Raw genomic sequence first — 14,894 nt, 5'->3', positions numbered from 1 at the left:
AAGGCTGGAGTCATTGTTCCAACGTTCGAATTAAGGCGTGTGATTCATAAAACGCTTTTTTGAATAAGATACCCTAGTTTTTGAGTAAAAGCTTGCTGGTAGCGTTAGATAATTAAACTATATCTTCCAGCCCCGGGTATCCGTCTTCGGGCTTTCGTTCTTCTAAATCTCGACTAATTTTTCTAATTAATTCAAAAACACCATCAATAAATATAATTTTGTAGGCAAAACACCTTCAATATGTTTATTAAAAAATCAATTTTAAGTTTAGTTTTACTACTAACGAGTATTATGGCAGCAAAGGCGCAGGTAAAAATTGCTTTTGAGGTTTCTTTTAAAGAACCACAGGCACATTATGCTGAAGTTCAGATGAATATTTCTGGTTTGGCAAAAGATTATGTTGACGTTAAAATGCCAGTATGGACTCCTGGATCGTACCTTGTTCGGGAATTTGAAAAAAGCGTTGAAGAGTTTAAGGCTACAGCTGGCGGCAAACAGGTTAAAGTAGAAAAGGTTAGAAAAAATACCTGGAGAATATTTTCTGCAAAAGCAGCCAATATTAAAATTAACTATCGCGTTTACGCTTTCGAAATTTCAGTGCGTACGCCTTTTATTGATGATTCTCACGCTTTCTTATCACCAACCGGAATTTTTATGCATCCTGATGGAATGATTAAATCGCCAAGTACGGTAAAGATTATCCCATTCAATAGCTGGAGTAAAGTTTCAACAGGTTTGGAGCCTGTAGCCGGAGAACAATTTACTTACAAAGCCAGTGATTTCGATATTTTGTACGATAGCCCAATTGAGGTTGGAAACCAGGATGTTTTTGAATTTATGGCTGCCGGTGTTCGCCATGAGGTGGCCATGTACGGCGGTGGTAACTATGATAAAGAAAAACTGAAAGTAGATATGGCTAAAATTGTAGAAGAAATTACTGCAGTTTATGGCGAAAATCCTAACAAACATTACACTTTTATCGTTCATAACTTTTTACGCGGTGGTGGTGGTTTGGAGCATTTAAACTCTACTACATTAGGTGCAACCAGAAATGCTTACAATACCGAAGCAGGTTATAAAGGATTTTTAGCTTTGGTGGCACATGAATACCATCACCTATGGAATGTTAAACGTTTACGTCCGGTAGCTTTAGGCCCATTTGATTATGATAATGAAAACTACACCACCAACCTTTGGGTGGCAGAAGGATTTACCTCGTACTACGAAAACAAGTACATGCACAGGGCTGGATTTAATGATGATGCTACTTTTATAAATGATCTTGCCGGTGCAATTGGAACCGTTACCAACACACCTGGTGCTAAATACCAATCGGCTGCATCTTCTAGTTATGATGCCTGGATTATTGGTTATCGCCCAAATGAAAATTCTAAAAATAATTCCATTTCTTACTACAGCAAAGGCGAAGTAATTGGCATTTTGATGGATCTGGAAATTATCAATGCTACAAAGGGTGCTAAAAGTTTGGATGATGTAATGAAAGCCATGTACCTGCAATGCAAAACTTTGAAACGTGGTTATACTGATGCAGAGTTTAAAGCAATGGTTGAAAAAATATCCGGAATCAGTTTCACTAACTTCTGGGCGAAATATGTAAATGGTGTAGATGATGCAGAATACGTAAAATATTTTGGTTATGCAGGTATTGATGTGGCTACCGAAAATGCAACGCCTGGTAAACCGGTAAGCGGCGCAAGCGGGCAGCTGACTAACAACGGAACCATCTCGGTATCTTCCATCACCAGAAATTCTGCCGCATGGATTGCAGGTTTAAATGTGAATGATGAAATTATTTCATTAGATGATGTAACCGTTAGTGATGCATTGGCAACCATCAGGTTAAGAAGCCCGATGTTATCGCTGGAAACTTTGCCGGTAGTTTCGAAGAAAAATATTGGCGATGTTTTGAAACTTAAAATTAAACGCGATGGAGTAGAGAAAGAGATTTCTTTAACCTTAAAAGAAAATCCGAATGTGCGTTTGAAAGCTACAATCAATTCAAATGCTACCGCGACGCAGAAAGCGGTGTTCAAAAAATGGACAGGTAAATAAACTCAGCAGTTTTGAGTTCTAAGTCAATAAAAAATCCCGCTGGAAATTTCCAGTGGGATTTTTTGCTTTAAGCTTTCTGCTCTTCGCTTAAAAAGTATATCTGAAGCCTAAGCCAAATCTTCCAGCGGTTGAACCAATAAAATTATTGTCACCAACATAAATTCTAGGTCTCCAATCTAATGCAAGTGCTAAAGGTGCTCCGCTAAACTTATAATCTAAACCAACCATAGGTACTAGATAGAAAGCAGTAAAGTTGTCATTATTTAAAAAGGCATTTCCATTATAGATTTGAACTCTTGGTCCACCACCAACATACCAATCTAAACCTTTGGCGCCCGGGATGGAAGCATTGTATTGCAAAAATGCTTGTAATACTGTTGAGTTTCCTCCAAATAAAACCTCACCTTGTAGCGCTGTATTTCTGCTAAAATGGTGTCTAATTGATGGGCCAACCTGTGTAGATCCATCACCAAAGTCAACACCTAAACCCAAACCTGTTTTATAATTCTGCGCTTTAACGCTCGTCGTGGTCAGTGCAAATAACGCAACGCATCCTAAAATTGTAAATAACTTTTTCATAATAGATTTCTAATAAGTAATGATTTTTAATTATTTAATCTGCTTAACAACTATGGTGCCGTTTATGTTTTTATCGTCAAAATCTTATTGTCCTAAAAAACAATGCTTGCATAGTAATGTTGTATTTCTTAAGTTTATTCCAGATATTTTATCCCCCGATAGATTTTGGTTTTCTGGAAAAGAGCAAGATTTTTCGAACAAAAAACGTAAAGCATCGCACATCTTTATGTTTGATTTTTTAACTTAACCAAATAATATATAAGATATGGCTGCAGAAATCACGAGAGTCTTTGATCTATTAAGACATAACCAGCAGAATCCGAAACAGGAGTTTATCAATGGTAAAATTAATGGCAAATGGGTTAATTATAGTACAGATGAATTTTGCGCAACTGTAGATCATTTGAGCCGTGGACTGATCAAACATGGTGTAAAGAAAGGTGGCCGCGTGGCGGTTATGTCGCATAACAGACCGGAATGGAATATTGCCGATTTCGCAGCCAATCAAATTGGTGCCTACCAAATACCGTTATATCCTACGTTGGCAGAACATGATATTCAGTTTATCTTAAAAGATGCTGAAATTTCGATCATTTTTGTGTCTGATCTCGACCTATATAAAAAAATCAAACCTTGTGCAGATACCATTAATCCAGCAATTAAAATTTTTAGTTTTAGTGATATTGAAGGTGTAACCTGTTGGAAAAAGCTTATTGAAGATGGTAAAAACAGTCAGGATATCAATCTGGATGAATACCGCTCGAAAGTTGAGCCGGAGGATATTCTGACATTGATTTACACTTCCGGAACTACAGGTACACCAAAAGGAGTAATGCTTACCCATGCAAATCTGGTGGCAAACTTTGTAAACTCATCGGTAGTAATGCCTGAAGGCGTAAATAAAAGTTTAAGCTTTTTGCCACTCTCGCATATTTTCGAAAGGATGATCATTTATTTGTATCTGTTCAATAAAACGAGCATTTATTATGCGGAAAGTATGGAAACCATCGTTGCTGATATTCAACATGTAAAACCAAATGCATTCTCAACTGTGCCTCGTCTCCTTGAAAAAGTTTATGATAAAATCATGGAGAAGGGCAAATCGCTTACTGGAATTAAAAAAGGGATTTTCTTTTGGTCGGTGGCTTTGGCCGAAAAATATACAACTGATGCAGGTGCATGGTATAACTTTAAACTGGGTATTGCCCGAAAATTAGTCTTTAAAAAGTGGCAGGAAGCTTTAGGTGGAGAAATTGTGGTCATCGTATCTGGAGGTGCAGCATTAAATCCGCGGTTGGCCAGAATTTTTTGGGCAGCTGGGATGCCTGTATTTGAAGGTTATGGTTTAACAGAAACCTCGCCGGTAATTACCGTGAACCATTTTGGTGGAACAATGTTCGGAACGGTGGGTGAAGTTATTAAAGGTGTGGAAGTGAAAATTGCCCAAGATGGTGAGGTACTGACCCGGGGCCATCAGGTAATGAAAGGCTATTATAATCGTCCTGATTTAACAAAAGAAGCTATTGATGCCGATGGTTGGTTTCACACCGGCGACATTGGGGAGTTGATAGATGGAAGATTTCTTAAAATTACCGATCGTAAAAAAGAAATGTTTAAAACGGCAGGCGGCAAGTATGTTGCCCCTCAAATATTGGAAAATAAATATAAAGAGTCGATATTCATTGAACAAATAATGGTACTGGGAGAAAATAGAAAATTTCCATCAGCCCTGATTGTTCCGAATTTTGAAACGCTGAAAACCTGGGCAGCTAAAAAAGGAATCAACTTCACTACAAATGAAGAAATTATTAAAAATGAGCAGGTGTTAACCAAATTCAATGAAATTATCGAGGCTGCCAGTACCGATTTCGGTAAGTGGGAACAAGTAAAAAGGTTCGCCTTATTGCCTAAAGAATGGAGTATTAATGGTGGCGAACTTACACCAAAACTAAGTTTGAAAAGAAAAATAATCACCGAGAAAAACAACGATATTATTGAAAAAATATATAAAGATGCAGAAAACTATAAAGCCCCTAACTAAGCTTAAAATTGCTTCCACGCTTGTAGTATCTATAGTTGTTTTTGTGAGTTGCGTAAGTGGTCAGCTCGGTAAAAACAATAGTGGAGAGTTTAAAAACGGGATGGTTGTAACAGCGCATCCGGAAGCGTCGAAAGTTGGCATTGAAATCCTGAAAAAAGGCGGCAATGCAGTTGATGCAGCAGTGGCTGTTCAGTTCGCGTTAGCAGTGGTTTATCCTAATGCTGGGAATATTGGTGGGGGTGGTTTTATGGTGTACCGATCGGCAAAGGGAGAAGTGAGTGCACTTGATTTTAGAGAGAAAGCCTCAGCTGCGGCAAGCAGAGATATGTACCTGGATGCTGCTGGTAATCCGATAGTAGAAAAAAGTTTATACGGGCATTTAGCTGCTGGTGTACCAGGATCGGTTGACGGTATGGTACAGGCGCATCAAAGATATGGTAAATTATCATGGAAAGAAGTTGTTCAGCCGGCTATTGATTTAGCCGAAAAAGGTTTCGAAATTACAAAACGCCAGGCAAGCGAACTGAATGGTTTGCATCGTAAATTAATGGACATTAATGTAAACGGAACGGCTTTAGTTAACCTCGAAAGTACCTGGCAAGAGAAAAGTTTGCTCATTCAAACAGAGTTGGCCAATACGTTAAAACTTATTCAGCAAAAAGGCCGGGCCGGTTTTTACGAAGGCGCTGTTGCTGATTCTATTGTTGCCGAAATGCAGCGTGGAAAAGGTTTGATGACCAAACAGGATTTAAAAAATTATCACGCCGTTTGGCGTAAACCGATAACTGGAAATTATCGTGGCTATAAAATCATCACCATGCCGCCAACTTCGAGCGGAGGAATTGCCTTAGTACAGTTGCTTCAATCTGTAGAACCCTATCCCCTCAAAAAATGGGGGCATAATGCTGATTCTACAGTTCAGGTAATTGTAGAGGCAGAACGAAGAGTATATGCCGATCGGGCAACGCATCTTGGCGATCCTGATTTTTATAATGTTCCTCAAAATACATTGCTTAATCATGCCTACAATAAAAAAAGAATGGCTGATTTTAATTGGTCGGCCACTACACCCAGCAATCAAATTTTGGCTGGCGTGATTAAGGGTAAAGAAAGTGAAGAAACCACACATTTTTCTATAGTAGACCATGATGGGAATGCGGTTTCGATAACTACAACTTTAAATGGATCGTATGGTTCATTGGTTGTTGTAAAGGGTGCAGGTTTTTTACTCAATAATGAAATGGATGATTTTTCGGTTAAACCGGGCGCACCAAATATGTATGGTTTGGTTGGGGGCGAGGCAAATGCCATTGCTCCGAATAAACGAATGTTAAGTTCTATGACCCCAACCATTGTAGAAAAAGAGGGAAAATTGTTCATGGTAGTGGGCACTCCCGGAGGCTCTACCATTATCACGTCTGTTTTTCAGACCATCATCAATGTGATTGATTTCGATATGAATATGCAATCAGCCGTGGCGGCTAAAAAATTTCATCACCAATGGCTTCCCGATGAAGTATATGTTGAAAAGGATGCAGTGGATAGCCTTGCGACAGAAAAATTAAAGGCAAAAGGTTACAAAATCGTTTATCGTGGACCAATTGGTCGGGTTGATGCGATTTTAAAAACCAAACAAGGAAGCTATCAGGGAGGGGCAGATCCTCGCGGAGATGATGTGGCAATCGGCTATTAATTGTTAAAGTGGATAAGTATTTTCAAATTTTTGTTGTTTTGGTATAGCAATTGCATAGGCTGATCAACGCTTAATAAAGTTATATCAAAAAATATGAAACTAAAATTATCCAAAGTATTACCAGTTGCATTAGCTGGTTTATTTATTGGCTCACTAGCTCAGGCGCAGGAGCCGGTTGCCGCAAGCACTCCATTCAGAACATGGTCTATTGGTGTTAACGCAGGAGCTTTAACTCCATTATCTCCACTTGGTGGAAGAAATGACTTTAGTAACAACAAAACTAGTTTTGGATATGGTTTGTACATCAAAAAACAATTTACAAACTATTTCTCGTTACGTTTGGATGGAACAATGGGTAAATTGAAAGCCGACAATTCAGAGCCTTTCGAAAGTGGAGTAGTAAATACAAGTACTGTTTCTGCATTCGATACGAAGTTAAACTATGCTGCGAGCTTAAATGCAGTGGTTAATATGTTTAACATCGATATGTTTAGAAAAGAAGATGCATTACAATTATATACTTCTGTAGGTGCGGGTTTAGCTGGTTACAAACCAACTATTACAACTGCAGCCGGAACATCAGCTTACGCTGGAGGTAAAACCATTAGCGAATTAATTATCCCTGTTGGTGTTGGTGCTAAATTTAAAGTATCTGATGGTATCAACATCGATTTAGGTTGGACGATTAATTTTGTTGATGGTGATAACCTTGACGGTTTATACAAAAACGGAAATAACGATAAATACAACTACGCTTACGCAGGTTTAGAGTTTGCTTTGGGTAAAGGAAAACAATTGGCTTTCCACAATCCTGTAGCTGCAACTTACGATGAGGCTTTGGCTGCAAAAAATACAGCTAATGCTTTGAAATCTGATCTTGATGCACAAAAAGCAGAGAATGCTAAATTGCGTTCAGAAATGGCTGACTTGTTGAAAGATACCGATGGTGATGGTGTTGCTGACAAATTAGATAAATGCCCTGGAACACCTGCTGGTACTGTAGTTGATGGTTCTGGTTGTCCATTGGTAGCTCCAAAACCTCAGGTAACTGTAATTACTGAAGAAGATCGTAAAGTGGTTAGCGAAGCAATCAAAAACTTAGAATTTGATTTAGGTAAAGCAACAATCCGCTCTAAATCTTATGCATCACTTAACAGGGTTGCTGGTTTATTAGTAGAGAAAAACTTCAGCTTAAAATTAGCTGGTCACACAGATAACACTGGTTCTAAAGAATTAAACTTACGTTTATCAAAAGAAAGAGCAGAATCTGTTAAAGCTTACTTAGTATCTCAAGGTGCTAACGCATCACGCATTGAGGCTACTGGTTACGGAATGGGTCAACCAATTGCAACCAACAAAACTGCAGCTGGTCGTCAACAAAACCGTCGTGTAGAGTTTACTTTATACTAGTCGATAAATAAATATTGTAAAAGCCTCCGATGAAAATCGGAGGCTTTTTTTATGACAAAATTTTTCAAATCTCTATTGCAATAACAAAATACATTCATTAGCTTTGTTATGCAAGCATAATAAATTATATAATGAAACAACAGCAAACCATTGATTACCATGTTAAGTTTGCATGGCAAAACATGTTTAATAAATATAACCAGATGGCTTCCAGCTTTGGAATTACCCAGGCTATTGGTTACATGTTGATTAACATTAATGATGAAGAAGGAACTGCTGTTTCAAATTTAGCCGGTTTGCTTGGTGTAAAAGCAACAAGCCTTTCCCGCATGCTAAATAATATGGAAGATGCCAATCTTATTTACCGTGAAACTTCAGCTGGCGACAAACGTTCGGTAAAAGTTTTTCTTACAGATTTTGGCAAAGAAAAGAAACAATTGGCCAAGGGCGTTGTTCGAAAATTTAATGAATATCTCGACGAGCATTTTTCCAAAAAGGAGAAAGAAACATTCATTAATCTATTGATAAAATTAAATGATATAACTGTAGCATATACTGTTGATTAATATGAAACGAAGCATTAATAAAGTTGCTGTTCTGGGTTCAGGGATTATGGGTTCGCGTATTGCATGCCATTTCGCCAATATTGGTGTAGAGGTGTTGCTTTTAGACATTGCCCCAAAAGAACTGACGCCAGAAGAGCAAGCAAAAGGATTGACTTTAGATAAACCAGCCGTAAAAAACCGGATTGTAAATATGGCTTTGCAAACGGCTGTAAAAACAAATCCATCGCCAGTTTATTCTAAAAAGGTATTGAATAAAATTAAAACCGGAAATTTCGACGATGATATGTCGAAAATTGCAGGTTTCGATTGGGTGATTGAAGTGGTGGTAGAAAATCTGGACATCAAGAAGAAAGTTTTTGAACAGGTAGAGCTGTTCCGGAAACCAGGAACATTAATCACCTCTAACACTTCAGGTATTCCAATTCACTTAATGGCTGAGGGCAGAAGTGAAGATTTTAAGGCGAACTTTTGCGGTACCCACTTTTTTAATCCGCCACGTTATTTAAAATTATTGGAAATTATTCCAACACCACATACCAAACCAGAAATTGTAGATTTCTTGATGCATTATGGTGATAAATTTTTAGGTAAAACCACGGTTTTGTGTAAAGATACACCAGCTTTTATTGCTAACCGCGTTGGGGTTTATTCCATCATGGCTTTGCTTCATCTGGTTGAGAAACTTGATTTAACAGTTGAAGAAGTTGATAAATTCACTGGTCCGGCATTGGGCCGACCAAAATCGGCTACATTCCGTACTTCGGATGTGGTGGGTTTAGATACCATGATTAAGGTTGCCAAGGGACATTATGACAATTGCCCTGAGGATAAAGCACACGAGTTATTTAAACTTCCTGAGTATGTGCAAAGAATGGAGGAAAATAAATGGCTTGGCGATAAAACCAAACAAGGTTTCTATAAAAAAACTAAAACTGCGGACGGTAAAACCGAAATCCTTGCATTGGATTTAAAAACTTTAGAATATAAACCTCAGCAAAAAGTAAAGTCAGCCACCTTAGAAATGACTAAGCCTGTTGAAAATCTTCGCGAACGCATGAAGATTTTTGCTAAAGGAAAAGATAAGGCAGGCGAATTATTCCGCCACTCTTCTTTTGGGTTATTTGAATATGTATCAGATCGGATTCCGGAAATTTCGGATGAATTGTACCGCATTGATGATGCGATGCGGGCTGGTTTCGGTTGGGAACTTGGTCCCTTTGAGCTTTGGGATGCCGTTGGTATAAAAGAAGCGTTTGAAGGAATGGAGCAATATGGAAACAAAGCTGCGGCGTGGGTTCATGAAATGCTTGATGCCGGCAATACTTCTTTCTACAAAGTGGAAGGCGGCATTAAAAAGTACTATGATATACCTTCAAAATCTTACAAAGCTTTACCAGGGACGGATGAGTTTATCATCTTGGATAACATTCGTGAAAATAAAACCCTTTGGAAAAACTCTGGTGTTTCAATTATTGATTTAGGTGATGGCATTCTGAATGTAGAATTTCACACTAAAATGAATACCATTGGCGGTGATGTGATTTCGGGGATTAACAAAGCCATTGATATGGCTGAGAAAGATTACCGTGGTTTGGTTATTGGTAACGATGGAGCAAATTTCTCGGCTGGTGCCAATGTGGGGATGATTTTTATGATGGCAGTAGAGCAGGAGTGGGATGAATTAAACATGGCGATTCGCATGTTCCAGAATACTTCAATGCGCATCCGTTATTCGTCGATTCCGGTTGTAGTGGCACCACATAATCTAACTTTAGGCGGTGGCTGCGAGTTCAGTTTACACGCCGACCATGTTCAGCTTTCTGCTGAAACTTACATGGGTTTGGTTGAGTTTGGTGTGGGCGTTATTCCTGGTGGCGGTGGAACGAAAGAATTTGCTTTACGTGCTTCTGATGAATATAAAGACGACCAGATTGTTCAAAATGCTTTAAAAGAACGTTTTTTAACCATCGGGATGGCGAAAGTTTCAACTTCAGGGTATGAGGCTTATGAACTAGGCTACCTGCAAAAAGATAAATTCTCGATTTCGATGAACCGCAACCGTTTATTGGCCGATGCAAAAACTAAAGCGATAGAACTGGCTGATGCCGGTTATACTAAACCAGTGCAACGTACAGATATTAAAGTATTGGGGAAACAAGGTTTAGGAATTGTTTACGCTGGTGCAAATAGCATGTACGCGGGTCATTTTATTTCCGAGCATGATAAAAAAATCTCTGAAAAATTAGGTTACGTAATGTGCGGTGGCGATTTATCGTCTCCAACAGAAGTAAGTGAGCAATATTTATTGGATTTAGAAAGAGAAGCATTTTTATCGCTTGCCGGCGAAAGGAAAAGTTTGGAGCGGATTCAATCGATTATCACCAAAGGGAAGCCGTTAAGGAACTAAAATAGAGTATCGAGATATAAGTATCATGTATCATGATTGAGGTTTGTTTAGCCGTCTCGTCATTGCGAGGCACGAAGCAATCTTAAGGAGATGGGTTTTTAAGAAGGGATTAAAAACGCTGAGGGGAATTCCCCTCTTTTAGAGGGGTGCCTGCAAGGCGGGGTGTTAATTGAGTTTGAAAACCAAGCCTATCTCTTTTAAACCTGATAGAAGTGAAAATACTTTTTTTTGCAGCAACCTTGAATAAATTGTCATGCTGAGGCACGAAGCATCTGCAACCGATGAAACAGATTCTTCGTTCCTCAGAATGACAGAAGTTTAAAAAAAGATTGAAAAGAATAGCGGGTCTACCCGAGCCGATGAAATGCAGGTTTTGCTTTTCTAATTATTATAAATAAAAATAAAATATTGGCGATTTCAAATTTGAGCCCTGTCTTGATACTTGATACTCGCTACTAAATACTAAAACAATGGAAGCATACATTATAGCCGGATATCGTACAGCAGTGGGCAAGGCGCCCCGTGGCGTATTCCGTTTTACAAGAGCTGATGATTTAGCTGCGGAAGTAATTAGGGCTTTGGTGGCCTCGGTTCCGAATTTAGATAAAGAACAAATTGACGATGTAATTGTGGGTAATGCGACCCCAGAGGCAGAACAGGGCTTGAATATTGCCCGTATGATCTCGCTGATGGGCTTGGATACGGATAAAGTTCCGGGTGTTACGGTAAACCGTTATTGCGCATCGGGCTTGGATACGATTGCTACGGCGGTTGCAAAAATTAAAGCTGGAATGGCCGATTGCATTATTGCAGGTGGTGTGGAAGTAATGAGTGGAATGCCGTTTGGTGGCTGGAAATTGGTGCCGAATGCCGAGGTTGCCAAAAACAACCCAGATTGGTATTGGGGAATGGGTTTAACAGCTGAAGCTGTCGCGAAAGAATACAATGTAAGTCGCGAAGACCAGGACGCATTTTCTTTGAAATCTCATGAAAAGGCGATTCATGCGATTAAAAACGGTCATTTGAAAGATGGTGTTTTGCCGATTACGGTAAATGAAAATTACCTGGATGAGAACCTGAAAAAGAAAACGCGTTCTTATGTGGTGGATACGGATGAAGGTCCGCGGGCAGATACAACTTTAGATAAACTGGCAAAATTGAAACCCGTTTTTGATGCTGTTGGAAGTGTAACTGCCGGTAATTCATCGCAAACATCTGATGGTGCAGCATTCGTTTTGGTGGTTTCTGAAAAGAAAATGAAAGAGCTAAATGCAGAGCCAATCGCCAGGTTAGTGAGTTATGGTGTGGCTGGTGTTCCGCCAAGAATTATGGGTATTGGCCCTATCGAGGCCATTCCCAAAGCGCTGAAACAAGCGGGTTTAAAACAAGATGATATTGATTTAATAGAATTGAATGAAGCTTTTGCATCACAATCGTTAGCAATTATTAGAACATTGGATTTAAACCCCGACATCATTAATGTGAATGGCGGAGCAATTGCATTAGGTCATCCACTAGGTTGTACCGGAGCAAAACTTTCGGTGCAGATGCTTAACGAGCTAAAAAGACAGAATAAAAAATACGGAATGGTTACCATGTGCGTGGGTACCGGGCAAGGTGCAGCGGGGATTTTTGAGCTTTTTTAGATTTGAGAGGTTAGATGTGAGATTAGAGACTGTGCATTCGTTCATGTTCTATTCCAAATAAATAATAACCTATGAATAATTTAAAAGAATTAAAAATTTGGAATAAGGCTATTGATTTAGCAGTTGATGTATATAAGGCAACTTCAACATTTCCAACAGATGAACGTTTTGGATTAACTAGTCAATCTCGAAGAGCTGCAGTCTCCATACCATCTAATATAGCAGAGGGCGCAGGAAGAAATTCTCCGAAAGAGTTTAATAATTTTTTAGGCATTTCAAACGGTTCATGTTATGAATTAGAAACTCAGTTAATCGTTGCAAATAAGCTTGAATTATTAAATAATGAAATTCTTGACGCTCTATTATTACAAATAGATGAATTACAAAAAATGACATATGGTTTTCAGCAAATGCTGAGTAAGAAAATTAATGATAAGAAGATATGAAACTGTAGATGTGATATTTAGCAAACTGTCCCAAATCTCACATCTTGTTTCTCACATCTACTAAAAAATACGATTTGAGTTTGAATTTGGGCAGGTCTCAAATCTCACATCTCATTTCTAAAATCTCATAAAAATGGAAACAACTGAAAAAAAAACAATTAAAGGCGGCGAATTCTTAATTAAAGAAACTGCTTATCAGGATGTGTTTATCCCTGAAGAATTTGATGAAGAGCAACAAATGATTGCGCAAACCTGTCGCGATTTTTTGGAGGCTGAAGTTTATCCAAACTTAGATAAAATTGATAAACAGGAAGACCCAGAATTGATGCCAACGCTTTTAACCAAAGCTGGCGAACTGGGAATTCTTGGGGTTTCTGTGCCTGAGGAATACGGTGGTTTTGGTAAAAACTTCAATACTTCGATGTTAGTTGCCGATGTAGTTGGCGCTGGTCACTCGTTTGCGGTAGCGCTTTCGGCACATACCGGGATTGGAACTTTACCAATCCTGTATTATGGTAACGAAGAACAAAAGGCTAAATATATTCCAAAATTAGGCTCTGGCGAATGGAAAGCAGCTTATTGTTTAACAGAACCGAATTCGGGCTCGGATGCAAACTCTGGTAAAACCAAAGCTGTTTTAAGTGCTGATGGTAAACATTATGTTATCAACGGGCAAAAAATGTGGATTACCAATGGTGGTTTCGCAGATATCTTCATCGTTTTTGCCAAAATTGATGACGACAAAAACCTAACCGCTTTTATTGTGGAGAAAGATTTTGGTGGCATTACCATGAACCCTGAAGAACATAAAATGGGGATCAAAGGTTCATCAACCCGCCAGGTTTTCTTTAACGATTGTGAAGTTCCGGTTGAAAATATGTTGAGCGATAGAGAAAACGGTTTCAAAATCGCGGTTAACATTTTAAATATTGGTCGTATTAAATTATCTGCTGCGGCAATTGGTGCATCCAAAGCAACATTGAGCACAGCGATTAATTATTCAAACGAGCGTAGTCAGTTTGGCCGTTCGATTTCAAAATACGGTGCCATTCGTTTCAAAATTGCTGAAATGGCGTCGAAACTATACGCCGTTGATGCAGCAAATTACCGTGCAGGACAAAATATTGATGATACCTACGACCAGTTAGTTGCCGGTGGAATGGAATCGGGCAAAGCCAGACTAAAATCTGTTGAGCAATTTGCAGTGGAATGCGCCATTTTAAAAGTTTGGGGTTCTGAAGCATTGGATTACACCGTTGATGAAGGCGTTCAGATTTATGGTGGAATGGGCTTTAGTGCAGATGCGCCGATGGATAGGGCTTATCGCGATGCCCGTATTAACCGGATTTTTGAGGGGACGAATGAAATTAACCGTTTGCTTACGGTAGACATGATGTTGAAACGTGCCATGAAAGGTGAATTGGATTTAATGACGCCTGCAACTGCCGTTGCTGCTGAATTGATGAGTATTCCTGATTTTGGCGAAGAAGACACTACTTTGTTTGCTGCCGAGAAAAAAGTGTTGGCAAACCTTAAGAAAGCAACTTTAATGGTTGCAGGTGCTGCGGTTCAAAAGTTGATGATGACGCTAAGTAAAGAACAGGAAATTCTCATGAACATCGCGGATATGGCTGGTTACGTCTATGTGCTAGAATCAGCTTTGCTGAGAACAGAAAAATTGGTTTCATTACGAGGTGAAGAAGCTTCAGCGGGTCAGTTGGATTTGTTAAGAATTTATATGGTTGAGGCAGTTGATGGCATTGCTAAAGCTGGTAAAGAAGCACTTTGGGCATTTGCTGAAGGTGATGAACAACGCATGATGTTAGTTGGCTTGCGCCGCTTTACCAAAGTAGAACCATTTAATGTTAAAGATGCCCGTCAGAGAGTTGCGCAGCAATTAATTGATGCGAATAAGTATATCTTTTAAAAGGCAAAAGGTTTAGGGTTTAAAGGTTTAAGGTTTGGGTGCTCAACTCAAATTTTAAACCTTTTTTGTTTAAAGTGTAAGGTTATGCATTAATTTCCTTTCGTTT

At 38.9% G+C, this 14,894-nt stretch carries 10 protein-coding genes; 9 read left to right on the top strand and 1 reads right to left on the bottom strand.

What is annotated here, in order from left to right; translation table 11 throughout:
* Positions 1 to 240: 240 nt before the first annotated feature.
* Positions 241 to 2,073 (top strand): peptidase M61, encoded by a 1,833-nt coding sequence (locus R2Q70_RS00965; RefSeq protein WP_316805821.1) that lies wholly within the window; start codon positions 241 to 243, stop codon positions 2,071 to 2,073.
* Between the two features lie 87 nt (positions 2,074 to 2,160).
* Here R2Q70_RS00965 and R2Q70_RS00960 read toward each other — a convergent pair whose 3' ends face one another.
* On the bottom strand, positions 2,161 to 2,652 hold the full coding sequence (locus R2Q70_RS00960; protein WP_316805820.1) for a hypothetical protein: 492 nt from the start codon (positions 2,650 to 2,652) through the stop codon (positions 2,161 to 2,163).
* Positions 2,653 to 2,917: 265 nt separating this feature from the next.
* On the opposite strand from R2Q70_RS00960, the gene R2Q70_RS00955 reads away from it, so the two are divergent.
* The 8 genes from R2Q70_RS00955 to R2Q70_RS00920 all read left to right on the top strand — a co-directional run bounded on the left by R2Q70_RS00955 (position 2,918) and on the right by R2Q70_RS00920 (position 14,788).
* A complete protein-coding gene (locus R2Q70_RS00955) occupies positions 2,918 to 4,693 on the top strand; it encodes a long-chain fatty acid--CoA ligase (RefSeq protein ID WP_316805819.1) in 1,776 nt (591 codons plus the stop codon).
* Positions 4,665 to 6,386 carry a gamma-glutamyltransferase gene (gene ggt / locus R2Q70_RS00950; protein WP_316805818.1) on the top strand — a complete coding sequence of 574 codons (1,722 nt, stop codon included), beginning with the start codon at positions 4,665 to 4,667 and terminating at the stop codon, positions 6,384 to 6,386. Before R2Q70_RS00955 ends, ggt begins: the two co-directional genes overlap by 29 nt.
* A 93-nt stretch (positions 6,387 to 6,479) precedes the next feature.
* Positions 6,480 to 7,796 carry a DUF6089 family protein gene (locus R2Q70_RS00945; protein ID WP_316805817.1) on the top strand — a complete coding sequence of 439 codons (1,317 nt, stop codon included), beginning with the start codon at positions 6,480 to 6,482 and terminating at the stop codon, positions 7,794 to 7,796.
* Between the two features lie 131 nt (positions 7,797 to 7,927).
* Positions 7,928 to 8,362, top strand: a complete 435-nt coding sequence (locus R2Q70_RS00940; RefSeq protein ID WP_010600576.1) for a MarR family winged helix-turn-helix transcriptional regulator — start codon at positions 7,928 to 7,930, stop codon at positions 8,360 to 8,362.
* 1 nt (position 8,363) lies between these two features.
* On the top strand, positions 8,364 to 10,769 hold the full coding sequence (locus R2Q70_RS00935; RefSeq protein ID WP_316805816.1) for a 3-hydroxyacyl-CoA dehydrogenase/enoyl-CoA hydratase family protein: 2,406 nt from the start codon (positions 8,364 to 8,366) through the stop codon (positions 10,767 to 10,769).
* Positions 10,770 to 11,239: 470 nt separating this feature from the next.
* On the top strand, positions 11,240 to 12,415 hold the full coding sequence (locus R2Q70_RS00930) for an acetyl-CoA C-acyltransferase (RefSeq protein WP_316805815.1): 1,176 nt from the start codon (positions 11,240 to 11,242) through the stop codon (positions 12,413 to 12,415).
* Positions 12,416 to 12,486: 71 nt separating this feature from the next.
* Positions 12,487 to 12,861 (top strand): four helix bundle protein, encoded by a 375-nt coding sequence (locus R2Q70_RS00925; RefSeq protein ID WP_316805814.1) that lies wholly within the window; start codon positions 12,487 to 12,489, stop codon positions 12,859 to 12,861.
* Positions 12,862 to 12,994: 133 nt separating this feature from the next.
* Positions 12,995 to 14,788: an acyl-CoA dehydrogenase family protein gene (locus R2Q70_RS00920; protein WP_316805813.1), complete on the top strand. Its 1,794-nt coding sequence runs from the start codon at positions 12,995 to 12,997 to the stop codon at positions 14,786 to 14,788.
* Positions 14,789 to 14,894 lie beyond the last annotated feature (106 nt).

The sequence above is a fragment of the Pedobacter agri genome, assembly GCF_032678665.1.
GTDB lineage: Bacteria > Bacteroidota > Bacteroidia > Sphingobacteriales > Sphingobacteriaceae > Pedobacter > Pedobacter agri_A.
This window is presented reverse-complemented; position numbering and strand designations above follow the sequence as displayed.